The organism is Lentzea xerophila (assembly GCF_051094245.1).
Classification (GTDB): Bacteria; Actinomycetota; Actinomycetes; order Mycobacteriales; family Pseudonocardiaceae; genus Lentzea; species Lentzea xerophila.
This window is the reverse complement of the sequence record NZ_CP194934.1, coordinates 3,542,273-3,565,422: the sequence shown is the minus strand read 5'-3', so window position 1 is coordinate 3,565,422 and position 23,150 is coordinate 3,542,273. Positions and strand designations below refer to the sequence as shown.

23 protein-coding genes are annotated in these 23,150 nt (G+C 70.1%); 20 read left to right on the top strand and 3 right to left on the bottom strand.

Annotated features, from left to right (window positions below; translation table 11 throughout):
- Positions 1 to 37: 37 nt before the first annotated feature.
- On the bottom strand, positions 38 to 388 hold the full coding sequence (locus tag ACRSBM_RS16870; protein ID WP_434444355.1) for a hypothetical protein: 351 nt from the start codon (positions 386 to 388) through the stop codon (positions 38 to 40).
- Positions 389 to 392: 4 nt separating this feature from the next.
- Between ACRSBM_RS16870 and ACRSBM_RS16865 the strand changes: the two genes are divergently transcribed.
- The 13 genes from ACRSBM_RS16865 (at position 393) to ACRSBM_RS16805 (ending at position 12,707) form a co-directional block, all read left to right on the top strand.
- Positions 393 to 836, top strand: coding sequence for a hypothetical protein (locus tag ACRSBM_RS16865; protein ID WP_434444354.1), 444 nt, complete (start codon positions 393 to 395; stop codon positions 834 to 836).
- The gene (locus ACRSBM_RS16860; RefSeq protein ID WP_434444353.1) at positions 821 to 2,071 is read left to right on the top strand and encodes an ATP-grasp domain-containing protein; all 1,251 of its coding nucleotides are present in this window, start codon (positions 821 to 823) and stop codon (positions 2,069 to 2,071) included. The genes ACRSBM_RS16865 and ACRSBM_RS16860 overlap by 16 nt, the downstream gene beginning before the upstream one ends.
- On the top strand, positions 2,068 to 2,862 hold the full coding sequence (locus ACRSBM_RS16855) for a Rossmann-like domain-containing protein (RefSeq protein WP_434444352.1): 795 nt from the start codon (positions 2,068 to 2,070) through the stop codon (positions 2,860 to 2,862). The genes ACRSBM_RS16860 and ACRSBM_RS16855 overlap by 4 nt, the downstream gene beginning before the upstream one ends.
- Complete coding sequence (locus ACRSBM_RS16850) at positions 2,859 to 3,917, top strand: PLP-dependent cysteine synthase family protein (protein WP_434444351.1); 1,059 nt, start codon at positions 2,859 to 2,861, stop codon at positions 3,915 to 3,917. The genes ACRSBM_RS16855 and ACRSBM_RS16850 overlap by 4 nt, the downstream gene beginning before the upstream one ends.
- Positions 3,914 to 4,942 carry a dipeptide epimerase gene (locus tag ACRSBM_RS16845; RefSeq protein ID WP_434444350.1) on the top strand — a complete coding sequence of 343 codons (1,029 nt, stop codon included), beginning with the start codon at positions 3,914 to 3,916 and terminating at the stop codon, positions 4,940 to 4,942. Before ACRSBM_RS16850 ends, ACRSBM_RS16845 begins: the two co-directional genes overlap by 4 nt.
- A complete protein-coding gene (locus ACRSBM_RS16840; protein ID WP_434444349.1) occupies positions 4,939 to 6,114 on the top strand; it encodes an MFS transporter in 1,176 nt (391 codons plus the stop codon). Before ACRSBM_RS16845 ends, ACRSBM_RS16840 begins: the two co-directional genes overlap by 4 nt.
- A complete protein-coding gene (locus tag ACRSBM_RS16835) occupies positions 6,111 to 6,896 on the top strand; it encodes a class I SAM-dependent methyltransferase (protein WP_434444348.1) in 786 nt (261 codons plus the stop codon). The genes ACRSBM_RS16840 and ACRSBM_RS16835 overlap by 4 nt, the downstream gene beginning before the upstream one ends.
- 11 nt (positions 6,897 to 6,907) lie before the next feature.
- Positions 6,908 to 8,437 carry an ABC transporter substrate-binding protein gene (locus ACRSBM_RS16830; RefSeq protein WP_434444347.1) on the top strand — a complete coding sequence of 510 codons (1,530 nt, stop codon included), beginning with the start codon at positions 6,908 to 6,910 and terminating at the stop codon, positions 8,435 to 8,437.
- The gene (locus tag ACRSBM_RS16825) at positions 8,434 to 9,378 is read left to right on the top strand and encodes an ABC transporter permease (RefSeq protein ID WP_434444346.1); all 945 of its coding nucleotides are present in this window, start codon (positions 8,434 to 8,436) and stop codon (positions 9,376 to 9,378) included. The genes ACRSBM_RS16830 and ACRSBM_RS16825 overlap by 4 nt, the downstream gene beginning before the upstream one ends.
- A complete protein-coding gene (locus tag ACRSBM_RS16820) occupies positions 9,375 to 10,148 on the top strand; it encodes an ABC transporter permease (RefSeq protein WP_434444345.1) in 774 nt (257 codons plus the stop codon). The genes ACRSBM_RS16825 and ACRSBM_RS16820 overlap by 4 nt, the downstream gene beginning before the upstream one ends.
- Positions 10,145 to 11,563, top strand: coding sequence for an ABC transporter ATP-binding protein (locus tag ACRSBM_RS16815; protein WP_434444344.1), 1,419 nt, complete (start codon positions 10,145 to 10,147; stop codon positions 11,561 to 11,563). The genes ACRSBM_RS16820 and ACRSBM_RS16815 overlap by 4 nt, the downstream gene beginning before the upstream one ends.
- Complete coding sequence (locus ACRSBM_RS16810) at positions 11,560 to 12,135, top strand: GNAT family N-acetyltransferase (RefSeq protein ID WP_434444343.1); 576 nt, start codon at positions 11,560 to 11,562, stop codon at positions 12,133 to 12,135. Before ACRSBM_RS16815 ends, ACRSBM_RS16810 begins: the two co-directional genes overlap by 4 nt.
- 167 nt (positions 12,136 to 12,302) lie before the next feature.
- The gene (locus ACRSBM_RS16805; protein ID WP_434444342.1) at positions 12,303 to 12,707 is read left to right on the top strand and encodes a Fur family transcriptional regulator; all 405 of its coding nucleotides are present in this window, start codon (positions 12,303 to 12,305) and stop codon (positions 12,705 to 12,707) included.
- A gap of 278 nt (positions 12,708 to 12,985) precedes the next feature.
- On the opposite strand, the gene ACRSBM_RS16800 is transcribed toward ACRSBM_RS16805, so the two are convergent.
- Positions 12,986 to 14,575, bottom strand: coding sequence for a TIGR03773 family transporter-associated surface protein (locus tag ACRSBM_RS16800; RefSeq protein ID WP_434444341.1), 1,590 nt, complete (start codon positions 14,573 to 14,575; stop codon positions 12,986 to 12,988).
- On the bottom strand, positions 14,572 to 15,852 hold the full coding sequence (locus ACRSBM_RS16795; RefSeq protein ID WP_434444340.1) for a choice-of-anchor M domain-containing protein: 1,281 nt from the start codon (positions 15,850 to 15,852) through the stop codon (positions 14,572 to 14,574). Before ACRSBM_RS16795 ends, ACRSBM_RS16800 begins: the two co-directional genes overlap by 4 nt.
- 227 nt (positions 15,853 to 16,079) lie before the next feature.
- Here ACRSBM_RS16795 and ACRSBM_RS16790 point away from each other — a divergent pair, with 227 nt between their 5' ends.
- The 7 genes from ACRSBM_RS16790 to ACRSBM_RS16760 all read left to right on the top strand — a co-directional run bounded on the left by ACRSBM_RS16790 (position 16,080) and on the right by ACRSBM_RS16760 (position 22,948).
- Complete coding sequence (locus ACRSBM_RS16790) at positions 16,080 to 17,291, top strand: IS110 family transposase (RefSeq protein ID WP_434444339.1); 1,212 nt, start codon at positions 16,080 to 16,082, stop codon at positions 17,289 to 17,291.
- Between the two features lie 178 nt (positions 17,292 to 17,469).
- Positions 17,470 to 18,117, top strand: coding sequence for a choice-of-anchor M domain-containing protein (locus ACRSBM_RS16785; RefSeq protein WP_434444338.1), 648 nt, complete (start codon positions 17,470 to 17,472; stop codon positions 18,115 to 18,117).
- Positions 18,114 to 18,749 (top strand): choice-of-anchor M domain-containing protein, encoded by a 636-nt coding sequence (locus tag ACRSBM_RS16780; RefSeq protein WP_434444337.1) that lies wholly within the window; start codon positions 18,114 to 18,116, stop codon positions 18,747 to 18,749. Before ACRSBM_RS16785 ends, ACRSBM_RS16780 begins: the two co-directional genes overlap by 4 nt.
- Before the next feature lie 133 nt (positions 18,750 to 18,882).
- The gene (locus tag ACRSBM_RS16775) at positions 18,883 to 20,415 is read left to right on the top strand and encodes an anchored repeat ABC transporter, substrate-binding protein (RefSeq protein WP_434444336.1); all 1,533 of its coding nucleotides are present in this window, start codon (positions 18,883 to 18,885) and stop codon (positions 20,413 to 20,415) included.
- A gap of 14 nt (positions 20,416 to 20,429) precedes the next feature.
- Complete coding sequence (locus ACRSBM_RS16770) at positions 20,430 to 21,335, top strand: TIGR03773 family transporter-associated surface protein (RefSeq protein ID WP_434444335.1); 906 nt, start codon at positions 20,430 to 20,432, stop codon at positions 21,333 to 21,335.
- Positions 21,332 to 22,075 (top strand): anchored repeat-type ABC transporter ATP-binding subunit, encoded by a 744-nt coding sequence (locus ACRSBM_RS16765; protein WP_434444334.1) that lies wholly within the window; start codon positions 21,332 to 21,334, stop codon positions 22,073 to 22,075. The genes ACRSBM_RS16770 and ACRSBM_RS16765 overlap by 4 nt, the downstream gene beginning before the upstream one ends.
- Positions 22,076 to 22,948, top strand: coding sequence for an anchored repeat-type ABC transporter permease subunit (locus ACRSBM_RS16760; protein ID WP_434444333.1), 873 nt, complete (start codon positions 22,076 to 22,078; stop codon positions 22,946 to 22,948).
- The last annotated feature ends 202 nt before the right edge of the window (positions 22,949 to 23,150 follow it).

Here is a 23,150-nt window from a genome sequence, read left to right as displayed (position 1 = left end):
GAGCACTTGTCTTGCGACACGGCGCCACATTCCATCGTCAGAGTTCGCGCCACACGAGATCGGCGACCGTCCCCCATTGGCTCACCGGGGAAGAAGTGGCCCCCCTGGCAGCTCCTCCAGGATGAAAGATCCAGTGGTGTGCCGCGCCCATTCGCCCGCGTCCGGCATCGACACGATCGGTGCCGGACAGATCGGTGATGGGTGCGCGATGAGCGATCGCGCTCATCTTGGGCTTCAACGACGGGGTGCTGACCTCGTCCGGGCCCCGGTTGAACGAGGTGTCGAACTCGGTGATCTCCTCCGCGGCCGTAGACGACCGCTCGGTGACGTCACGCAGCAGGAGATTCCAATCGGCGTCTTCCCGCAGGAGATCGCGCAGCGGTGACAACGCCGTGCCGGGATCGTTGCGCACGAACGCGGCCGGGGACTGTAACAGCTACGCCAGTGTCGCCCGCCGCACGTCGTACGGCTTCGACACCAGTGACCGCCCGTCGGCTCGGCCGCAGTTCTCGCACGCCAGTAGCGACCTTGTTGCGCTGCTGCAGCAACCCGAAGTTCGGGCGCCCGTGCTCGTCCAGCGCCACAATCTCTCCGTCGAGCACCGCGGTCCGGTTGTGCAGCAGATTGACGTGGTCGAGCCCGCGGTGTTCATCCTCCAGCCGGCGAAGCAGCTGAGGGCCGCCCCGGTTGCCGGGACAGCGGAGATGCACCACCAACCGATCCAGTCTCGCGCCCCCAGGAGGCGGTGTAGCGCTCAGATCGATAATGATTACCATGTTCCCTACGTTGCGCCGCGCCTCGCGGCCGAGGAGGAGGACTTGTGGCCCACCTGTTGATGATCGAGAGCTGGGTCGGTGCGATGAGCTCGCTGCTGCCCAGGGCGATCAACGAGTCAGGGCACCGCTTCACCTTCATGACCCGCGACCTGCACCACTACCTGCGCTCTGCCCCCGCGCATCCGCACCCGTTGCTGGCGGCGGAGAACGTGCTCACCGCGGAGACCAACGACGTGACTGCCCTGCTCGAGCACATCGAGCGTCTGCACGCGGTCCTGCGCTTCGACGGCGTGATCTCCTCCTGCGACTACTACCTCCCCACCGTCGCGCGGGTGGCCGCGCACCTCGGCCTGCCCGGCCCGGACCCGCTCGCCGTCGAACGAGCCTGCCGCAAGGACCTCACCCGCACGGCTCTGCGCGAGGCACGGGTGCCTGGACCTCGTTTCGCCCTCGCTGAGGACTGGCCCTCGCTCGCCAAGGCCGCCGCGGAGCTGGGCTATCCGCTGGTGGTCAAGCCGGTCGACCTGTGCGCCGGGATGCACGTGCGCAAGGTGGCCGACGAGTTGGCGCTGCGCGAGGCGTTCGCCGCGCTGGAGGCGTTTCCGGTCAACGCGCGCAACCAGCCCAGGGTGCGGACCGTGCTGGTGGAGGAGCTGCTGACCGGTCCCGAGGTGAGCGTGGAGACCGTCACGGTGGACGGTGTGACGCAGGTCGTCGGCGTCACCGACAAGAGCATCGCGGGCGACCCGTGGTTCGTCGAGAGCGGGCACATGTTCCCCGCCGACCTGCCCGCCGGTGAGGCAGAAAGCGTTGCCGTAGCTGCGATCCAAGCACTCGGTCTGGACCGCGGCGTCGCGCACACCGAGGTCAAGCTGACCTCCGACGGACCGAAGCTCGTCGAGGTCAACCCACGCCCCGCCGGCAACCAGATCACCGAGCTGGTCCGTCGTGTCACCGGAATCGACCTGCCGGCCGCGTACGCGCAGCTGGCCGTGGGTGAACGACCGCACCTGCGCCCGGCGGACACCGGTGTGCGCAGCGCCGCGATCTCCTTCCTGCTCCCCCGGCGCTCCGGGCTGGTGTCCGCCGTCCGCGGTGCCGAGGTGCTCGGCGCCGCACCGGACGTGGTGGATTGGGTGGTCAAGCAACCCGGTCACCGCGCGGGTGACCCGACCAGCAACAACAGCTACCTCGGCCACGTCGTGGTGACCGACCCGGCCGGCCTTGGGGCGCGTGCGCGCGCTGAGCAGCTCGTGGGCGGTCTGTGCGTCGACTACGCCGAGGAGTCCGCGTGACGCTCACGGAACTCGTGGAGCTCGTCCGCGGCGCAGGGCTGGGTCCCGACCCGGCGACGTGCTCCGTGAGCGTCGGGTTCACCACCAGGCAAGGCGCACAGCACGCCACCCGCGGGCAGTCCTACCGCAACACAGTGGTCAGTCTGCGGGTGGAGGAAGCAGTCGGTTCCTGCGCGGTGGAGGACATCGCCGACGACGAGGTGCACAGCTGTGTTGGCACTACGGTGCTCGAGTTGCTCGACCATGCGAACCCTGCCATCCGCACCGCCGCGCTGGACGCGTACCTCGCGCACGTACGCCCGCACCACCTGTCCGCCACCAAGTCCATCACCATCGGACCCGGCAGTTCCCTGACCAAGTCCATGGCCAGAGCGCACGCCGTGGTGTCTCTCCTGGCCCCCGCGCCAGGCGACCGGGTGCTGGTGGTCGGCGTGGTCAACTCGCTGCTGCACCACCTGCGCGAGCGAGGCGCGACCTACGTGCCCTGCGACCTCAAGGGCGGCCAGACCGAGTGGGACGAGCCGATCACCTCCGACGCGGAGGCCGCGCTGGACGAGTGCGACCTGGTCCTCGCCTCCGGGATGACAGTCGGCAACGGAACGTTCGGGCCGCTGCTCGCACACGCTGCCGAGGCGGGAAAACCGGTGGTCCTGTTCGCGCAGACCGCCGGCGCGATTCTGCCGTGGTTCATCGGTAGCGGGGTGCGGGCGGTCTCAGCCGAGCCGTACCCGTTCTTCTGGCTCGACGGCGGGCCGACGACGATCCACCACTACACGGAGCGCCCGTCGTGATCATCCCGCGCCAGAACCGCCACCTGCTCGGGCTCCTCGGCCAGAGCCCGGTCGCTCGCATCGACACGCCGCTTCCCCTTCCGCACAACGGTTTTTGGGCCAAGCTGGAGTGCCTGAGCGCCGGCGGCATGAAGGCGCGGCCCGCCGTGTCCATGTTGCGCGCCGCTCAGGAACGGGGTGACCTCCGTCCTGGTGCGGTGGTCGTGGAGTCGACCAGCGGCACGCTCGGTCTCGGTCTCGCGTTCGCCGGCCAGGCTTTCGGTCATCCGGTGGTATTAGTGGTCGACAGCGAACTGGAGCCCTCGATGCGCGCGATGCTGCGCGCGCACGGCGCCCGGCTGGAGGTGGTCGACCGGCCGCACCCGGTCGGAGGCTGGCAGCAGGCGCGGCTGGACCGGCTGCAGGCGGTGCTGCGCGAGTTCCCGGGTGCCTATTGGCCCGACCAGTACAACAACCCGGACAACCCGAAGGGGTACGTGGGGCTCGCCAGGGAACTGGTGGAGCAACTCGACCGGGTCGACGTGCTGGTGTGCAGCGTGGGCACGGGCGGCCACAGCGCCGGCATCGTCCGAGAACTGCGCCGCTACTGGCCCGGTGTGCGCCTGGTCGGTGTGGACACCGTCGGCTCCACGATCTTCGGGCAGCCCGCGCGGACCAGGGTCATGCGCGGGCTGGGCAGCAGCATCCACCCGCGCAACGTCGCCTACGCCGAGTTCGACGAGGTGCACTGGCTCGGCCCGGTCGAGGTGGTGGAGGCCTGCCGCAGACTCGCCAGGGACGCCTTCGTCACCGGTGGCTGGAGCAGCGGCGCCGTCGCGCTGGTGGCGGCTTGGGCGGCCAGGGTCGAGCCCGGCGCGTCGGTGGCGACGATCTTTCCCGACGGCCCGCACCGGTACCTCGGCACGATCTTCGACGACGACTTCTGCCACGCCCGCGGCCTGCTCGGGCGAGCCGCGGACCGGCCGGTGGAGATCGGCGACCCGCACCACGTCGAAGCGACCGGCTGGACGCGGTGCCGCACGGTCGTCGCGCCCAGGGCGGCGGTGTTCGCGTGAAGATCGAATGGGAGGTCCACGGCCTCGAACTGGCCACGCCGCTGCAGATCTCGCGGTCGGTGATGTCCCGCCGAGACGCGGTGCGCGTCGTCGTGGAGCACGAAGGACTGCGCGGCCACGGCGAAGTGGTGACCAGCACGTACTACCGGCTCGACGTGGCAGCGATCACGTCGCTGCTGGACCGGCTGCGGCCGGTTCTCGCCGGCGCGGACTCGCCCGAGACCGCGCTCGACGCCCTGCACGCCGACGAGGTGATCCCGGCAGGAGTGCGAGCGGGAGTCGACGCGGCGCTGCACGACCTGCTCGGTCTGCACCGCGGTGTTCCGGTGCACACCCTTATCGGCATCGAACGCTGGCAGGACACCCCGACCGCGTACACGATCGGCATCACCACACCTGAAGACGCCGGGGTCCGGGCCGCGGCGCTGGCCGGGCGCGGGTTCTCCGTGCTCAAGCTCAAGGCGGGCGCCGAACCGGAGCACGACGTCGCCACCGCGGCCGCTGTCCTGGCCGCCGCCCCGGATGCCTGTGTGGTGCTCGACCCCAACGGCGGCTGGAGCCCTGACGAGGCGGTGCGGATGATCGACCGGATCACCGCCACCGGGGTCGCGCTCACCGCGGTGGAACAGCCGATCCCACCGGGCGACCCGGACTCACTGGCGTGGGTCCGCGAACGGTGCCCGGTACCGCTGATCGCCGACGAGGACGCCGCCACGCTCGCCGACGTGCGCAAACTGGCGGGCGCGGTGGACGGCGTCAACGTCAAGCTCGCCAAGTGCGGTGGTCTGCGTCCGGCGCTGGACATCATCGCAGCCGCCCGCACAGGCGGACTGGACGTGATGCTCGGCTGCCTGGTGGCCAGTTCGCTCGGCATCGCCCCCGCGGTCCATCTCTCCGGCCATGCGAAGTGGGTCGACCTGGACGGACATCTGTTGCTCGCCCACGACCCGTGGACGGGTATCAGCGGTGAGGACGGCACGCTGCGGTTGTCCGGGGCACCAGGCCTGGGTGTGGTGCGGCGATGAGCCGGTTCGCGCTGCCGGTGCGGCTGTTGCTGGTCAACCAGTTCGCCGTGAACACCGGCTTCTACCTGCTCATCCCCTACCTCGCAGCGCACCTGGGCGGCCTGGGCATGTCCGCAGCGGTGATCGGCGTGGTGCTCGGCGTGCGAACGCTGAGCCAGCAAGGCCTGTTCCTGGTGGGTGGAACGGCGTCGGACCGGCTGGGGCCGCGGGCCACGATTCTCGCCGGTTGCGGGCTGCGCGTGGTGGGGTTCGGGCTGTTCGCGATCGGCGACTCGCTCACCGTCGTGCTGGCCGCATCCGTCCTCAGTGGACTGGCCGGAGCGCTGTTCAACCCGGCGGTGCGGGCCTACATCGCCTTGGAGGCGGGTGAGGCCCGCACCGACGCCTTCGCCAGGTTCAACGTCTACGCCCAGGCCGGCGCGTTGTTCGGTCCGCTGCTCGGCAGCGTGTTGCTGCTGTGGGACTTCCGGATCTCCGCGATCGTGGCGGCCGGGATCTTCGCGGTGCTGACCGTGGCGCAGGCCGTCGTGCTGCCCGCACGACCGGCCGCCCGCCAGGGCGGGTCGGTGCTCGGCGACTGGCGCGAGTGCCTGGCGAACCGCCGGTTCGTGGCGTTCACCTGCGTGCTGAGCGCGATGTTCGTCCTGCAGAACCAGCTCTACCTGCTGCTGCCGATCCAGGCGCAGAAAGCGACCGGGTCCGCGGGCGTGGTCGCCGCGCTGTTCATCGTCTCCACGGTCGCCACGTTGCTGTTGCAGGTCCGCATCACCCGCGTGCTGGCCCGGCGGGCGCGGGGTCCGGTCATCGCGACGGGTCTGGCCGTCATGGGTGCTGGCTTCGTCGTCCCGGCTCTGTGGTCGGGGTTGGTGCCGGTGCTGGTGGCCACGCTCGCGCTGGCGGTCGGCGTGATGATCGCGCATCCCCTGGTCTACGACCTGATCCCCTCGTTCGGCCCGGACAGCCTGGCGGGGACCCACTTCGGCGTGTTCTACCTGGGGTCCGGGCTCGCCGCCGCGCTCGGCAACACCGCGATCGGCTGGGTGAGCGGGTTCGGCGACCGGCCGGCGGCACTGCTGTGCGTCGCGATCGGGCTCGCCGGCGCCGGAGGCGTGGCCTTGCTGCACCACCGCGGCGCGCTCACACCAGCACAACCGGAGGGCCTCGCCCGATGAACCTGCTCACCGACAACCCCGAGCTCTACGAGCACCAGTTCCCCGATCCAGAGCACGTCGCCGCCCGGTTCGTACACGACGTGGTGACCCGGTTCGGCGGTGGACGGGATCTGCTCGACATCGGCTGTGGCACCGGTCGCGACGCGGGCTGGTTGTCCCGCAACGGTTACCGCGTCGCCGGCCTGGACAGCTCGGAGAACATGCTCGCGCACGTGCGTGAGCACCACCCGGCGGTCGACGTGGCGTTGGCCGACATGCGCTCGTTCGACCTGGATCGTCGCTTCGACGTCGTGACCTGTTTGGACAGTGCGATGTTGTACTGCCACACCAACGCCGACCTCGGCGCCTTCCTGAGCCGGTGCTGCGAGCACCTGGTGCCCGGCGGCTTGCTCGTCGCGGAGATGCGCAACGGCGCGTTCTTCCTGGGCAACACCGAACTCCTGGACGGCGTGCGCACCCGTTCGGTGACGTGGCGGGGCACCAGGTACACCTCACACACCGAGTTGTGGATCGACCACGCCGCCCAACTGCTGCGCCGCCGCCGCACCTGGGAATGGGCTGGGCGCGGTGAACCGCTCGTGCAGCGATCTGCCTGGCGTCTGCTGTTCCCTCAGGAACTGCGCCACCTGCTCGACCTCGCCGGGTTCGACGTCCTCGCCCTGTTCGACTCCCCCGGCCCGCGCACCGGCCAGCCGTGGTCCGCTGACGCCCCGCTGAGCGGCGCGCTGTCCGGTGACCGCCTCCACGTCGTGGCCCGCCTCCGCCGAGACGGGTGCCAGTGAAAGGAACCAGCATGTCCCTGAACCGCCGCGATTTCCTCGGCCTCACCTCCGGTCTGGCGGTCGTCACCCTCGCGGGATGCGGCAGCGGTGCGACCTCCGCCTCCTCCACGCCGCGCACCGGCGGCAGGCTTCGCGCCGCGTTCGCCGGTGGTGGTGCCAAGGAGGTCCTCGACCCCCACCTGGCCAACCTGTTCGTCGAAGCCGCGCGGTCCAAGGCGATGTTCGACAAGCTCGCCGACCTCGGTGGCGACGTGGCGCCGCAGCCGCGTCTCGCCGAGAAGTGGGAGCCGAACGCCGACCTGACGCGCTGGCGGATCACCCTGCGCCAGGCGGCGTTCCACGACGGCAGACCGGTGCGAGCCCAGGACGTGCTCGCCAGCTACGCGCGCATCCTCGACCCGAACCGCGCGTTCCGCGCCAAGTCGAGCCTCGCGCTGATCGACCTGCCGAACAGCCGCGCCGTCGACGACCGCACCGTGGAGTTCGCGCTGAAGCGGCCCTTCGGCGAGTTCCCCAACGCCCTCGCGGCGTTCGGTGCGTACATCGTGCCCGAGGGCGCCGAGGACTTCACCAAGCCGGTCGGGTCCGGGGCGTTCAGCTTCGTGTCGTTCGAGCCGGGCAGGTCCGTGCTGCTCAAGCGCAACCGGAACTACTGGGAGGGTGCGCCGCTGCTCGACGAGGTCGAGTTCGTGATCGCCAACGAGGAGTCGGCGCGCACCAACGCCTTGCTGGGCGGACAGGTCGAGTACGCGCACGACCTCACCCCGACCACCGCGCGCAGCAACGCCGCCGGCGACCGGATGACGATCCACCGCTCACCCAACAGCGCCGTGCAGGCGTTCGCCATGAAGGTGGACCGGGCGCCGTTCGACAACCGCGATCTGCGGGAGGCGCTGTTCCTGCTCGCCGACCGGCCGCAGCTGGTGGAGTCGGTGCTCGCGGGCAGCGGGCAGGTCGGCAACGACCTGTTCGGCAAGGGCTACCAGCACTACGCCGACGAGATCCCCCAGCGGGAGCGCGACCTGGACAAGGCGAAGTTCCTCATCCGCAAGGCGGGCGCGGAAGGCCTGGTGGTCAAGCTCGACACCTCCACGGCCGCCGCCGGCATGGTGGAGGCCGCCACGGTGTTCGCCGACCAGGCGAAGGGATCCGGGCTGACGATCGAGGTCGTCCAGGGCAACAAGGACAGCTACTGGGCGGACACGCTCAAGAACGGCTCTCTGTCGAGCTTCCGCTCCGGAGCCATGCCCATCGAGACCCACGTCGCGCAGCGCCTGCTCAGCGGATCGGGTACCAACGTGACCAAGTGGGCCCGGCCCGAGTTCGACGCTCTTTACGAGAAGGCGGTGTCCACTTCGGACCCGGCCGCGCGCACCGAGGCGTATCGAGAGATGCAGCGCGTGCTGCACGCCGAGGGTGGTTACCTGATGTGGGGCTTCGCGGACTGGATCGTGGGCGCGAAGCCGAACGTCGGCGGCATCTCCACCGCACCCGCCAACACGCTGGACTGGGCCCGCTTCGACAAGGTGTGGCTGGGGTGAGTCTCGTTTCCTACACGGCCCGGCGAGCCGCGCTCGGGCTGGTGCAGGTGCTCGCCGTGGTCACCCTGGTGTTCTTCCTGGTCGAGGCCCTGCCCGGGGACGCGGCGGTGGCCCTGGCCGGGGACAACCCCGACCCCGCGCGGATCGCCCAGATCCGCGCGGCCATGGGCCTGGACCGGCCGACGGCCGAGCGGTTCGCGGAGTGGCTCGTCGGGCTGCCACAGCTGGACTTCGGTGTGTCGCTGGTGTCAGGCCGGCCCGTCGCGGACTTCCTGTTCGGCGGGATCGGCCCGACCGTCGCGCTGGCGGCGCTGACCCTGGTGCTGCTGGTCCCGATCTCGGTGCTGGTCGGCGTGCTGGCCGCGTTGCGCGAGGGCAGCCTGCTGGACCGGGCGTTGACGTCGATCAGTGTGGCGCTGCACTCGATCCCCGAGTTCGCGCTCGCCGTGCTGCTGATCGCGGTTTTCGGCGTGCAGCTGGCCTGGCTGCCGCCGACGGCGGTGGGCGCGGACCTGTTCGCCCAGCCCGCCGTGCTCGTACTGCCGCTGGTGGTGCTGCTGGCTCGGCCGATCTGCTCGATCAGCCGGCTGGTCCGTGCGGGCATGGTGGACGCGCTGGCGTCGGACTACGTGCGTCATGCCCGCCGTCTGGGGATCGGCGAGACGCGGGTGCGGTTCGCCCACGCGCTGCCCAACGCGCTGGCGCCGGCGGTGCAGCAGGTCGCGCGGACCACGGACTGGTTGCTGGGCGGCGTGATCGTCGTCGAGGCGGTGTTCGTGATCCCCGGACTCGGAACCGTCCTGGTGGACTCCGTGGCCGCACGCGACCTGCCGGTCGTGCAGGGATTGGCCGTGGTCTTCGCCGTCACGACGGTGGCCGTGAACCTGCTGGCGGACCTGGTCGCGTTCCGCCTGGCACCGCGCAGGGAGGTGATCGCGTGAGGCGCGCGGGCATCGGCTGGCTGCTGATCACCGTGCCGCTGGCACTGGCGTTGCTGGGACCGCTGTTCGTACCGGAGCAGCAGCCGCGCAGCGCCCCCTTCATGCCGTTGGGTCCGCTGGGCACCGACTTCGTCGGCCGTGATGCCTGGTACCAGGTCCTCGCGGGTGGGCAGACTGTCGTGCTGGTGGCGTTGCTCGCCACCGCCTTTTCCTACGTGGTCGGTGTGCCCTACGGCGTGGTCGCGGCCACCGCACGGTTGCGTCTGGTCGACGAGGTGCTGATGCGGCCGCTCGACGTGCTGCTGGCCGTGCCGTCGCTGCTGGTGCTGATCCTCGTCGCCGCCATCGCCGGCCAAGGCCTCCTGGTGCTCATCGCCGTCGTCACCCTCGTCAACTTCCCCGACGTCGCCCGCCTGTCCCGCGCGGCGGCACTGGAGATCTCCGGAAGGCCTGCTTTGGAAGCCATGCGCATGCAGGGCGAGTCGTGGTGGCAGACCTCGATCGTCTACACCGGACGGTCGATGCTGCGCACGCTCGCGGCGGACCTGGGCGTCCGGCTCACCGCCGCGCTGTACCTGGTGGCATCGGCCAGTTTCCTCGGTGTCGGCGTGCCTCCGGACGCGGCGGACTGGGCCGTGATGGTGGACCGCAACCGGGGCGGGTTGTTCCTGCAGCCGTTGACCGTGGTCGTGCCGGCACTGCTGATCATCGCGCTGTCCGTCGGGGTGAACCTGGTGTTCGACCGCGCACTGCGGCAGGTGCGGACGTGACCCCGGTCGTGCACGTGGAAGACCTGCGTGCCGAGGCGGGCGGGCACGTGCTGCTCGACGGTGTCAGCTTCGCGCTGTCCGCGGGCCGGGTCCTGGCGTTGGTCGGCGCCTCGGGCAGCGGCAAGACCACCACCGGCCTCGCCCTGCTCGGCGAGCACGCTCCCGGTGTGTCGGTGAGCGGAGGCGTCGAGGTGCACGGACGCGTCGGATTCGTGCCCCAGCAGCCGGCATCCGCGCTCAACCCGGTGCGCAGGCTGGATGCCGTGTTCCGAGAAATCGCGGCACTGCACGACGGCGATCCCGGCGAACTCGTGGACACGGCTCTGCATCGGGCGCGGGTACCAGCCGACCTCTTGCGGCGCTATCCGCACCAGCTCTCCGGCGGTCAGCAGCAGCGGGTCGTGCTCGCCCAGGCACTGGTCGGCGACCCGGCGGTGCTGGTGGCCGACGAACCCACCACCGGACAGGACGCCCTGACCCGCGCCGAGGTGGTGGACGAACTCGCCGCCGTTGTCTCCCAAGGGGTCGCACTGGTCCTGCTGACCCACGACGTGGAGGTGGTGCGGGCACTCGCCGATGAGATCGTGGTGCTGCGCGCGGGACGCGTCGTCGAGGCGGGAACCGCGAGCGAGCTGCTGACCAGTCCTCGCGAGGACTACACCCGCGCGCTGCTCGACACCGTGCCACCGGTGCCCCCCGAGGTGCCCGAGCGGCCGCCGCGTCTGCGGGTCCGCGGCCTGACCGCTCGCTACCGCAACGCCACCGTCCTGCACGAGGTCGATCTGGAGGTCGGCGAACGGCTGGCGGTCGTCGGCCGCTCCGGCAGTGGCAAGACCACCCTGGGCCGAAGCCTCGCCGGTCTGCACCAGCAGGCCACCGGTGAGGTGCTGCTCCACGACAAGCCACTCGCCCGTTCACTGCGCCGCAGGTCGCGCACCGCCCTGGCCGCCGTGCAGTACGTGTTCCAGGACGCGCGGGGGTCGTTCGACGAGCACCGCGCCGTGCTGGACCAGGTCGCCAGGACGGCGGTGCGGCTGCGTGGCGTGCGCCCCGCAGCCGCCCGTGCCGCGGCGCTCGCCGCCCTGCAGCGAGTCGGCTTGGACGAGGAAACGGTGCTGCGCCGGCCGCGCGGCCTGTCCGGCGGCGAACTGCAGCGGGCCGCGCTCGTGCGCGCCCTGCTCGCCGAACCCGAGGTGCTCGTGTGCGACGAAGTCACCTCGGGCCTGGACGCGGTGACTCGCGCCGGTTTGCTCGAACTGCTCGCGAGCGTGCCGTGCGCGCTCGTGCTGATCAGCCACGACTTGGACGTCGTGGCGCGGCTGGCCGACCGGGTAGTCGTACTCCACGAAGGACGCGTCGTCATGCAGGGTCCGGTCGCGACGACACTGGACGGCGCGAAAGAGAGGATGAAGTGAACAGGCACCACCAGGCAGTGGGTTCCTACGAGGTGCGGTTGGCGACCCACGCCGACCTGCCGGGAGCCCGCAGCGTCATGCTGGACACGTTCTACCGCGAGTTCGGCCATGGCTACCGCCCCCAGTGGCACTCCGACGTGATCGACCTGGCCGGCACCTACCTGGACACTCCCAGGCATGCGCTGTTCGTCGCGGTCAACGGTGACGAGGTCGTGGGAACCACCGCGGTGAGGGCGCAGGGGCCCACCAGTCCGCCCCACCCGGCTTGGCTCGCCGAGCGCTACTCCGGCGACCGGACCGCGCAGCTGTTCCGGGTGTACATCCGGCCGGAGCACCGTCGGCGGGGCTTGGCGAGGGGACTCGTCGACGCCGCTGTCCGGTTCATCGCGGAGACCCCCGGCTACGAGCAGATCTACCTGCACACCGACACCCGCGTGCCCGGTGCCGAGGCGTTCTGGCGCTCGGTCGCGACCGAGGTGTGCGACGCCCGCGACGGCGACCCGAACCGCAACCAGACCGTGCACTTCGAGATTCCGGTCCCGGCCCTCGCCGGTTCGGTCGAGCCGAGATGACGTGATGCGGTCAGCCGCGGAGGGCCGGCGGAAAGACGCGCCGGCCCTCCGCGGGCACCTCGGCTGCTGGAACAGGATCGGCGCCGCAGCAGCACGGCCGCTCGACCTTCGAGGTAACCGCCACCACGAGCTCCGGCACCGCATCACCTGCCACGGGAGTTCCGCAGATGGACCAGGACTTGCCGCGCCGCCACACGGAGTTCGTGCTGACCGCACTCGGACCTGACGGAGCGTTCGTGACAGCTCACGAGCTGCATCGGCGGGTCAACAGCCTTGGACACCCGATGGCGATCTCCACGGCGTACCGCGTGCTCAAGGACCTGGTGAAGCGGAGGGTCGTTCACGTCATCGTCGAGGAGCACGGCCAGCGCCGGTACCGCCGCTGCTCACCCCGTCCCCACCACCACCTCGTCTGCTCGACCTGCCACGCAACGGTCGAGATCGAGGCTCACTCGTCGTCTCTCCCAGCCTGGGCACCAGTGGAGGCTTCGGGCTTCACCGACGTGTTCGTACGAGTGACCATCACGGGTATCTGCGCCCAATGCGCACAAACCCCCTCGAGCTGCGGCTGACGACCAAATGGTCGAGCAGGCGTCCGCCACCAAGGCGAAGACACAGCTGCTCATCGAGAAAGTCGAGCAGCGCTACTCGTTGGCGTGGTGGCCGTGACCCTTGCGTTGTTGGCGGTACCGCTGCTGTTCGGCGCGGCGCTGGAGCCGACGCTGCTGCGGGCGATGACCAACGCCGGAACGCGGTGTGCCGGTGAAGTCCGCGGCGGCCATGGAACAGCGGCAGATCATCAGCGGCGCGCATGCTCTTGTCACAGACCATCTCCGCCGTGTTCGGGCGCTCAGTGGCGGCGCCGACGGCTGAGCAGCAGAACGGCGACTCCGCCGATGGTGAGCAAAGCAGCCAGGAGCACTGCCGTGCCGACACCACCGACACCGGTCGAGGCCAGACCACTGCGGCCGGGTGCGGGCGGCGGTGCGGTGGTCGCCGGCTGCGTGCCGGGTGCCTTCGTGGTCGTCGAGGCCGGAGGTGCGCACGAGCGTCCGGCGGTGGGGTCCACGGCTCCCACGGCGATGGTGAAGACATCGCTGTCGGTCACCGTGCGGCCATCGGCGAGAGTCGCGGAGACCTCCACCGTGACGCGGTAGGTCCCCTCCGCGCCGAACGCCCAGTTGGCGTGGGCATGGGTGCCCAGCGGAACGGTGATGGCGTCCGGAAGGCCGTTGGCCGAGTCGACCAGAACGGTCGGGGGGAGGCCTGTGAGGTACACGGACATGCGGCCAGGTCCGTCCACTGCGGACACTCGGACGTCGACGTCGCCGGAGACGTCCTGTGCGCTCAGGGACTCGGTGTTCCAGCCCGCCCAGACAATGCCGGGGATCTGGGTTTGCGGGATGAGCCACACTGGTGCGCCCGGTGTGCCGAGGAAGCCGTAGGCGGGGTCAGTCGGCACGGTGTTGCGGGCGGCGGGAACTAGGTGCAGCACCACGTCGGACGGATCACGCCACACCGCGGCGTCCGGTCCAGCGGTGCCGTCCTTGACCTCCGTGCGCAACGTTCCGTCGTGCAGACGTGGGGCGATGAGGTCGACATGGCCATTGTTGAGCACGACGCACGAGGCCGGGGGCGCGGTGGTCGTGGTCGAAGTCCTGGATGTCGTCGTGCTCGTGGTCGTGGTTGTGGTCGTCGTCGTTGTGGTCGTCGTCGTTGTTGTCGTGGTCGGCACACCGGGCTGAACCGTGTGAGGATCGACGTCGCCGACAGCGATCGTGTAGGTCGCGGTGTCGCGCAGCGGCGCGCCGGCAGGTGTCGTGGCTTCGACGGTGAAGGTGAGCCGGTAGACGCCCTGCGCGGAGAACGTCCAGTTCGCATGGGCGTGCGTGCCGAGCGACAGCGGGTGGAGTTGCGGCAGGGGCTGGGCGGTGTCGAAGACCCGCGGCAGCGGCTCGCCGAACGGACCGGACTGGAACACCGTCAGCTTGCCCGGTGCCGGGGCACCCCGCTGGTCACCGGAGACGGAGTCGAGCGTCCAGCGCACGGAGTCCGGATCCACCTGGGCCGCGGTGAGGGACTCGGTGTTCCAGCCCGCCCAGACGACGTTGGGGTCCTGCACCTCTGGGATGAGCCAGAGGTCGCTGCCCGCAGGCCCCAGGAACGCGTACTCGGGCAGGTCGGGCACCTGGATGCGGGACTCCGGCTTCACATGCGTGACGACCTGCTCGGGAGCGTGCCACGTCGGCGGCGTGGTGTTGCCGTCCTTGTAACGCACGTCCAGGACGCCATCCGTCACGACCGGTGCGAGGAGATCGACGTGGCCCTGGTCGACGACGGTCGCGGTGTCCTGGGCGAACGCCGTGGCGAGGGACAGCGAGGTGAGCGCGACCACCGTCACGGTGGCGAGCGCGGCCCAGCCGCGGTTCAGGGTGCTCACGAGGTCTTCTCCTGGACGCGGCGACGGGTGACGACCAGCGCGGCCACACCCGAGGCGAGCAGAGCCAGGCCCAGGCCGGTGACGGCCGGCAGGCCGGCGGGACCGGTCGACGCGAGAGTGGCGGCGGGATCGCGGTTCACGGCGCCGGGCTGCTGCACCGGCGACGACGTGCCGTCCCCGATCGTGAACGTGTAGGTCTCGGTGTCGGTCAGCGGTCCGCCGACGCCGGGTGCGGTGGCCGTGAACGTGAGCCGGTACCGGCCCGGTTCGGCGAATGCCCAGTTGGCGTGGGCGTGTGTGCCCAGTGGCACGGACTGCGCGTCCGGGAGACCGTCGGTGCTGTCGAAGAGGACCGACGGCTCGCCGAACGAGCCGGTGGTGAACAGGCCGAAAGCACCGGGACCCTCGACGACGGTCAGCGACCACGTCACCGGTCCGGACACGTCGGCCGGGCGCAGTTCCTCGGTGGACCAGCCCGCCCACAGGACGTCGGGCCGCTGGGTCTGCGGCAGCAGGAAGACCTGTTCGCCTGCCGCGCCGAGGAACGCGAGTTCCGGGCTCGGGGGCAATGCGGTGCGGGAGGCGGAGGTGACCTTCAGTTCCACGTCGGCCGGCTCGCGCCACGTCGTGGCGCCGGCGACCGTGCCGTCCTTGACCTGGATGTGCAGTCCGTCCGGCAGCAACCGGAGAGCGACGGCGTCGACGTGCCCCTTGTCGAGGACGACGCGACCGGTGGCCGTCGGTGGTTGTTGCGCGGCGGCACGGACTTGGGGGCTCGGCGCGGTGACCACCTCGGGCCGCGGAGCCGGCGGGAGGACCTGCGGCGCCACTTCGGGGCGGGCCGCCTCGGCGACCGACAGGGTGTAGACGCTCTCGACGGCCAGCGGCCGCCCGTCGAGAGCGTGCGCGGTGGCTTGGAGGCGGACCTCGTGCCCATCCGTCCCCGGCCGATCGACCTCGAGCGTTCCGGTGGACGCGACGGGAACCTCGACAGGCTCCGGCTGCTCGCCACTGTCCACAACGAACGCTCGCAGGGCGACCCTGTCACCGTAGACGGTGCCGGGTTCGATGGCGGTGGTGTCCCAGGTCAGCTCGACCGGCCGGGCCGGGTCCAGCGTCTCGACCCGCTGCTGCGCGACGGTGATCTCCAACCGATCTCCGGCCACGTCCAGGACGGCGTTCGCAACGGGTGCAACCGGTTCGGCGAGCGCGGCGGGCGCGCTCATCAGCAGTGCGGCGGCGACGCCGACCAGCGCGCCGGTCCGTACTTCGGTCATGCCTGCTCCATAAGCTTGTTGATGTCCAGGACGAGGTGTTCTGGATGCCCAGGACGGCGGGGTGTGGCTGATGTCTGCTTGCCGCTGGGTGGCTCTCCGGGAGTGGCCGCCTCGCTGTTCTGGACGCCCTGGCCGCTGATTGAAAAGTGTGCGTGTGGTCGCTGTTTATGGAGCTGCTGGCGGGGCCGTCCACGGGGTTGAGCGATGGAAAGGGGAGGGCGGACCGCATGGCGGTGCGCGAGAGGATCTGGGTGGGCATCGACGTCGGCAAGGCCGGTCACCACGCGTGTGCGGTCGACGACTCCGGCAAGGTCGTGTTCAGCCAGAAGGTGGTCAACGGCCAGGCGGCGATCGAGGAGTTGATCGCCCGCGCGGGGCGCAAGGCCCGCGAGGTGGTGTGGGCGGTGGACATGACCTCGGGCACGGCGGGGTTGCTGCTGGCGCTGCTGCTGCAGACGGGACAACCGGTGCTGTATGTGCCGGGCCGGTTGGTCAACCGGATGGCCGGCGCGTTTCCCGGCGAGGGCAAGACCGACGCCAAGGACGCCCGCACGATCGCCGAGACCGCCCGCCTGCGAGGCGACCTCACTCAGGTGAGCAACCCGGACGAGATCGCGGCCGACCTGCAGATCCTGACCGCGCGCCGCGAGGACCTGATGGCCGACTGGGTGCGTGGGGTCAACCGGCTGCGTGAGCTGCTCGCCTCGATCTTCCCCGCCCTGGAACGCGCTTTCGACTACTCCACCCGCTCGGCACTGGTCCTGCTCACCGGCTACTGCACCCCGGCCGGTATCCGGGACGCGGGCGCGGGCGGCCTGACCGAGCATCTGCGTGCCGGTGGCGCGTGGCCCAAGGGAATTCCGTCCATGGTGGACAAAGCGATTGCCGCTGCGGCCGAGCAAACCGTTGCCCTGCCGACAGAAACCATCACCGCGCCACTGATCATCAGACTGGCCCGGCAGCTGCTCGAGCTCGATCGCGAGATCAAGGATCTCGACAAGCACATCACCGAGCGCTTCGGTGAACATCCGCATGCCGGTCCGATCACCAGCGTCGACGGGTTCGGACCGATCCTGGGTGCGCAGCTGCTGGCCGACACCGGCGGCGACCTGCGCGCGGCGTTCGGCAACTCCGGCCGCATGGCCGCCTACGCCGGACTCGCCCCGGTACCACGCGACTCCGGGCGAGTGCGGGGCAACCTGCACCGGCCCAAGCGCTACCACCGCGGCCTGCGCCGCGTCTTCTACCTGGCCGCCCTGTCCTCGATCAAGGTCCAGGACGGCCCGTCCCGACGCTTCTATCTGCGCAAACGAGATGAGGGCAAGCGTCACACCCAAGCGCTCATCGCACTGGCACGCCGACTGGTCGACGTCATCTGGGCACTGCTGCGTGACGGCCGGGAGTTTCATCGCTCACCACTCACAGCCCAGGCCGCTTGACCTGATCATTGAAACTCCTCAATGCCGACGGATCGGCGATGCGGTACGACCGTATTCCAAACGACAATCGTTTCCAATAGACCATTCAGCCCTGTTGACAACGATTTCCATTGACAAGACTGCGACGTGTGCCGCGGCCCGCTCGGGCCGCACCACCGCACGATTGGAGTCCACGTCCGTGCGCACCACTGCACACATCGCCCTGCTCTTCGCGGCAGCGACCGGCTTGACCACCCTCACCGCCGCACCCGCCACCGCCGGAACGATCACCACCATCGACAGCGGTCACGTCGACGTCTTCGGCGTCGCCTTCGAGGACGGCGCGTTCCACCTGCACGTCCACGACGAGGCCGCCGAGGCCGAGTACGAGCCCTCGGAGGTGCTGCTGGTCGCGAAGTCCGCCGCCAGGACCTCCGTGCCGGCCGACCCCGCGTACGCGTTCCTCGGAGCGCCTGGCTCGCCAGTCTGGGTGCTGCCCCAGGTGCAGGATCCCGACCTGCTGTGGCCCGGCATCGCCGCCGAGGAGATCGAGCCGGGAACCTTCACCGAGGGATCGCTGAAGCTCAAGGTCGAGCGCGTGCGCGGCCCCGGCGACTTCAGCATCTTCACCACCGACGCCGTCGGTGCGCCGTCCGTCCTGGTGGACAGCGGCGACGGCCTGCCCGACCGGATCGAGCTCACCGCCGGAGAGCACCAGCACGCCAACTGGGCGTTCGAGGCCGCCGGCACCTACACCGTGACCGTCCGCGCCGCGGGCACTCTCGCCGCCACCGGACAGAAGGTCGTTTCCGAGTCCGCCACCTACCGTCTCAAGGTGAACCGATGATCCGCCGCCTCGCCGCCGTCGCACTCGCCGCCGGGCTCGCCCTGGCGACCACGGGCACCGCACACGCCGCGGTGACCCTCTCCTCAGGCCACGCCGACGCCATCGACGTCGACTGGACCGGCAGCGCCCTCACGCTCGACGTCCGCGACGACACCGTCGTCCCCGGCGCGGACCGCGACCCGTCCACGGTGACGCTGAACGCCGTCCCGGCAAGCCGCACGACGGTGCCGTCGAACCCCTCCTACGCGTTCCTCGGCTCCCCCGGCTCACCGGTGTGGATCCTTCCGCAGAGCCAGGCCAGCGGCGTGTTGTGGGCGGGCTTCAACACCGAGGGCGTGCCGACGGGAGTGCTGCAGGGCAACGACCTCACCGTGAAGCTGGTGTCCGTCACCGGGCCCGCGGGCTTCAGCGTCTTCACCACGGGCTCCTTCGGCACGCCGACCGTGTGGTTCGACAGCGGCAACGGCCTGCCCGACTCCCGCACGCTCGCCGCGAACACCCACGCCCACGCCAACTGGGCGTTCGAAGCGGCCGGCACCTACACCGCCGTCTTCGAAGTGACCGCCACCAAGGCCGCCGGCGGCACTGTCACCACGGGTCAGAAGACCTACACCTTCACCGTTCAGCCGTGATCGCCGGTCTCCGCGGTCAAGTGGCGTAGGCCACGGCGGTCGCGGAGACCTGGCTTCCGGGGCGACTTAATGATTATGGTTATCGTTGTTAATTACCTCGGGTACAGATTGGCGTGACGACGTGCTTCCTGGCTTGCGCCGACGCCTGCTGGTCGGGTTGATCGTCATGGTGGGAGCTTCGGGCTGCGCCGCTCCTGCCTCGTTGAGCGATCGCGACGGTCGTTTGCAGGTGGTCACCACGACCGGACTGCTGCAGGACCTCGTGCGCAACGTCGGCGGGTCGAGGGTCAACGTCACCTCGCTGGTGCCCGACGGAGCCGATCCGCACTCCTACGAACCGAGCCTGCGCGACGTCCGGAACGTGGTGTACGCCGACGTGGCGTTCAGCAACTACGTGATGCTGGAGGAGCACTCCATCATCAGAGCCCTGGATGCCAATCTGCGGAAGGACGCGGCGAACGTCTCGCTGGCCGAGGACGCCGTCAAGTACGCGGCCGAGATCATCCCGCTGGTCGAGGACGTCACGCTGGACACCGTGTGGCTCGGGCTGCGGGCCAAGGGCGACGGGAAGACTCACGGCGCGAACCGCGCGTCGGAGGTCCTGCTGAGCATGACCGCCGCCAGCGGCCCCGGCAACGTCTACGGCTACCTCACCGGGTCGTTCGGTGACGCCGACATCTACTTCGACTCCAGCGACGGCTTCAACCCCGGCGACGGGTACGGCGAGGACACCGCGATCCTGCCCGCCGACGCCCACACCCACATGTCCTGGGCGTTCACCGAACCCGGTGTCTACGAGGTGACCCTGTCCGCCCGGTTGCGGGTGGACCAACGGTCACGACCGGTGCCGCTCGGCGAGTCGAAGTTCACCTTCGCGGTCGGTGTGCAGCCCCCGAACCGTCCTGTGCCGGTGGACCGGGGACATGCCGACCTCACGGTCGATCTGGACCGCGAGCAGGTGTACGCGCTCTTCGATCCGCAGGGAGGCGGGGAGAAGGCGCAGCAGGTCGTGCCGGCGTCCGATGCCGTCGTCGTGGTGCCGAGCAAGGCGCTCAGCGAGATTCCCGCCGGGTTCGGGTTCCTCGGCAGGCCCGGTGAGCGGGTCTACCAGCTCGCCCAGGCCGTGCTCGGCAAGCACGTGCACGGCGAGATCGATCCGCACCTGTGGCAGAACGTGCGCAACGCCATGGCCTACACACAGGTCATCCGCGACACGCTGATCGAGAAGGACCCCGAGGGCGCGCGGGAGTACCGGCGCAACACCGAGGCCTACCTCGCCGAACTCGACGCACTCGACCGGTACGTGCGCGCGCGGATCGGCGAGATCCCGGCACCGCGCCGTCATCTGATCACCACCCACGACGCGTTCGGTTACCTCGCCCAGGCGTACGGCATGAGCGTTGCCGGGTTCGTCACGCCCAATCCCGCCACCGAGCCTTCTCTGGCAGATCGCCGCAAGCTCACCGAGACGATCCGCAACCTCGCGGTGCCCGCGGTGTTCCTCGAACCCAACCTGGCCGCCCGCTCGTCGACGCTCACCCAGGTCGCAGACGAGCAGGGAATCCGGGTCTGCCCCATTTACGGCGACACCTTCGACGGCGAGGTCACGACCTACGTCCGGATGATGCGGTTCAACGCCGACTCGCTGCGCGACTGCCTGCGCTGATGAAAGAGGAGTACATGAGACGGTCCCTGCCGAGCGCCCTGCTGGTCGTGGCGGCGCTGCTGATGCCCGCTGCGGCCCTGGCGCAGCCGCCCAGCGACGGTCCGGACCAGACCATCGCCCCCGGCCAGCGGATCGCGGTGGACGAGGCCGTGCTGGCGCGCGGCCACGTGGACATCGGCCCCCGTTACGTCGACGGCGCGTGGAAGCTGATGGTGCACGACGACACCGGCGATCCGGCCGTGTGGCGGGACCTGGACCGCACGGCGTTCCAAGTCTCGGACAAGGCGCTGCTCACCGTGCCGGACAACCCCGCTTACGCCTTCATCGGCAAGCCCGGCGCGAAGGTGCACGTGCTGCCGCAGGTGCAGAACCCCGAGGTGACCTGGGTCGGCTGGAACACCCAGGACCCCGAGGTGATGGAGGTCGTCGACCGCGGGGTCACCCTGACCCTCACCAGTGTCGACGGCCCCGGCGAGCTGTTCGTCTACCTGCAGGCCGGCAACTTCGGCGCGGCCGACGTGCTCTGGGACTCCACCAAGGCCGAACGCCAGGACATCTGGGTCGACACCAACACGCACACCCACGCCAACTGGGTCTTCACCACTCCCGGCGTCTACCTCGTCCAGGTGGAGGCGCACGCGAAACTGGTGGACGGCAAGGAGGCTCGCAACACCGCGACGCTGCGCTTCGCCGTCGGTGACGCGACCGACACCAAAGCGGCCCTCGCGGCCGCACCCCAAACATCAGCGAGCACTTCACCTCCCGCTGCGGCGTCCGAAAAGGACACTGCCGGGGACGACCGCGGTTCAGGACCACCGCTGGGTGTCATCGCGCTGATCGCGGCCGTCGCCGTGCTGGGGCTGATCGTCGTTGTGGTCGTGCGCGGCCGCGCGGCGAAGCGGCAGGGGACGTCCGGGTGAACGCGCTGCGGGTGAGCGGGCTGGCCGTGGACCTGGGCGGGCGCCGGGTGCTCACCGACGTCGACCTCACCGTCGACCGGGGCGAACTGGTCGGGCTGGTCGGGCCGAACGGCGCGGGCAAGACCACGCTGCTGCGCAGCCTCATGGGCCTTCTCAAACCCAGGGCGGGTCAGGTGGAGGTGGACGGGGAGCCGGTGCGCCGCGCGGGCACCGGCCTGGGCTACGTGCCGCAACGGCACGAGTTCGCCTGGGACTTCCCACTCTCGGTGGAGGGCGTGGTGATGACCGGCCGTACCGGGAGGCTCGGCCTGTTGCGCAGGCCGGGTGCGGCGGACTGGCGCGCGGTGGTCGAGGCGCTGGACCGGGTGCGCATGGCCGATCTGCGGACCCGCCCGGTAGGCGAACTGTCCGGCGGGCAGCGTCAGCGCGTGCTGCTGGCGAGGGCGTTGGCCCTCCAGCCGTCGGCGCTACTGCTCGACGAACCCTTCACGGGTCTGGACATGCCCACCCAGGAACTGCTCTCGGACCTGCTGCTGTCACTGGCCAGGGACTCCCACGCCGTGCTGACCACCACCCACGACCTGCCCGGCGCGCTCTACACCTGCGACCGGCTCATCCTGCTCAACCGCACCGTCGTCGCCGCGGGAAAGCCGGACCAGCTGCGCGACGAGCAGCCGTGGATGGACACCTTCGGCGTCAGCGAGGGCAGCCCGCTGCTCAAGATCCTCAAGGCGGTCTGAATGTCCCCGATCGACTTCCTCCGCGACTTGGTCAACCCAGACCTCGCGTTCCTGCCCAAGGCGTTGCTGGTCGCGGTGATGTCCTCGATCGTCTGCGGCGTCGTGGGCTGTTACGTCGTTCTTCGGGGAATGGCGTTCATCGGCGACGCGGTCGCACACGCCGTCTTCCCCGGGCTCGCCATCGCGTTCGCGGTGTCGGGCAACCTGATCCTCGGCGGGACCCTCGCCGGCGTGGCGACGGCCGTGCTGGTCGCCGTGTTCTCGCAGAACCGGCGGCTCCGCGAGGACTCCGTCATCGGGATCTTCTTCGTGGCCGCGTTCGCGCTGGGCATCGTGGTGATCTCCAGGGCGCCGGGCTACGCGGGATCGTTGCAGCAGTTCCTGTTCGGCTCCATCACCGGCATCCCGGACGAGGACCTGTACACGGTCGCGGTGACCGGCATCCTCGTGCTGGGTGCGGTGTTCCTGCTGCACAAGGAGTTCGTCGCGGTCACCCTCGACCGGGAGATGGCGCGGGCCACGGGCCTGCGGGTGTTCTGGCTCGACATCGTGCTCTACGTGCTGGTCACCCTCGCGGTGGTGATCTCGGTGCAGACCATCGGCAACATCCTGGTGCTCGCGCTCCTGGTGACGCCCGCGGCGACCGCGCGCCTGCTGACCGACCGGCTCGCCGTGATGATGCTGCTCGCACCCGTGATCGGCGGCTTGTGTGCGCTGGCCGGCCTGTACGTGTCGTGGTCGTGGGACTTCCCGACCGGCGGAACGATCGTCCTCGTTCTCACCGCGGTGTTCCTCACTGCCTGGGTTCTGGCGCCCAAGCACGGCCTGCTCGCCCGTGCCCCGGGACGCCGGGCCGAGAGCACCGCGAGCTAGATAGTGGTGTGGCTCGGAACGTTGCCAGGCGAATTCGCGGTCAGACGGGTGCATCGTGGTGCCGCGAGGCGCCCTGCTGAGCGTGAATTACCCAGCCCACGTTCCGAGCCGCGCCACTAGCCCGCCGGCGACGTGTGACCTTCCCGACCGAGGACGCCTCGGCATCTTATTGAAAATGACAATCATTTGACTTACGTTCAGG

Bases quoted from the DNA above. Each gene is read 5' to 3' on its own strand.
- ACRSBM_RS16840 (WP_434444349.1), top strand. From the start codon at position 4,939: ATGAGCCGGTTCGCGCTGCCGGTGCGGCTGTTGCTGGTCAACCAGTTC.
- ACRSBM_RS16835 (WP_434444348.1), top strand. From the start codon at position 6,111: ATGAACCTGCTCACCGACAACCCCGAGCTCTACGAGCACCAGTTCCCC.
- ACRSBM_RS16830 (WP_434444347.1), top strand. From the start codon at position 6,908: ATGTCCCTGAACCGCCGCGATTTCCTCGGCCTCACCTCCGGTCTGGCG.
- ACRSBM_RS16805 (WP_434444342.1), top strand. From the start codon at position 12,303: ATGGACCAGGACTTGCCGCGCCGCCACACGGAGTTCGTGCTGACCGCA.
- ACRSBM_RS16795 (WP_434444340.1), bottom strand. From the start codon at position 15,852: ATGACCGAAGTACGGACCGGCGCGCTGGTCGGCGTCGCCGCCGCACTG.
- ACRSBM_RS16790 (WP_434444339.1), top strand. From the start codon at position 16,080: ATGGCGGTGCGCGAGAGGATCTGGGTGGGCATCGACGTCGGCAAGGCC.
- ACRSBM_RS16780 (WP_434444337.1), top strand. From the start codon at position 18,114: ATGATCCGCCGCCTCGCCGCCGTCGCACTCGCCGCCGGGCTCGCCCTG.
- ACRSBM_RS16770 (WP_434444335.1), top strand. From the start codon at position 20,430: ATGAGACGGTCCCTGCCGAGCGCCCTGCTGGTCGTGGCGGCGCTGCTG.
- ACRSBM_RS16760 (WP_434444333.1), top strand. From the start codon at position 22,076: ATGTCCCCGATCGACTTCCTCCGCGACTTGGTCAACCCAGACCTCGCG.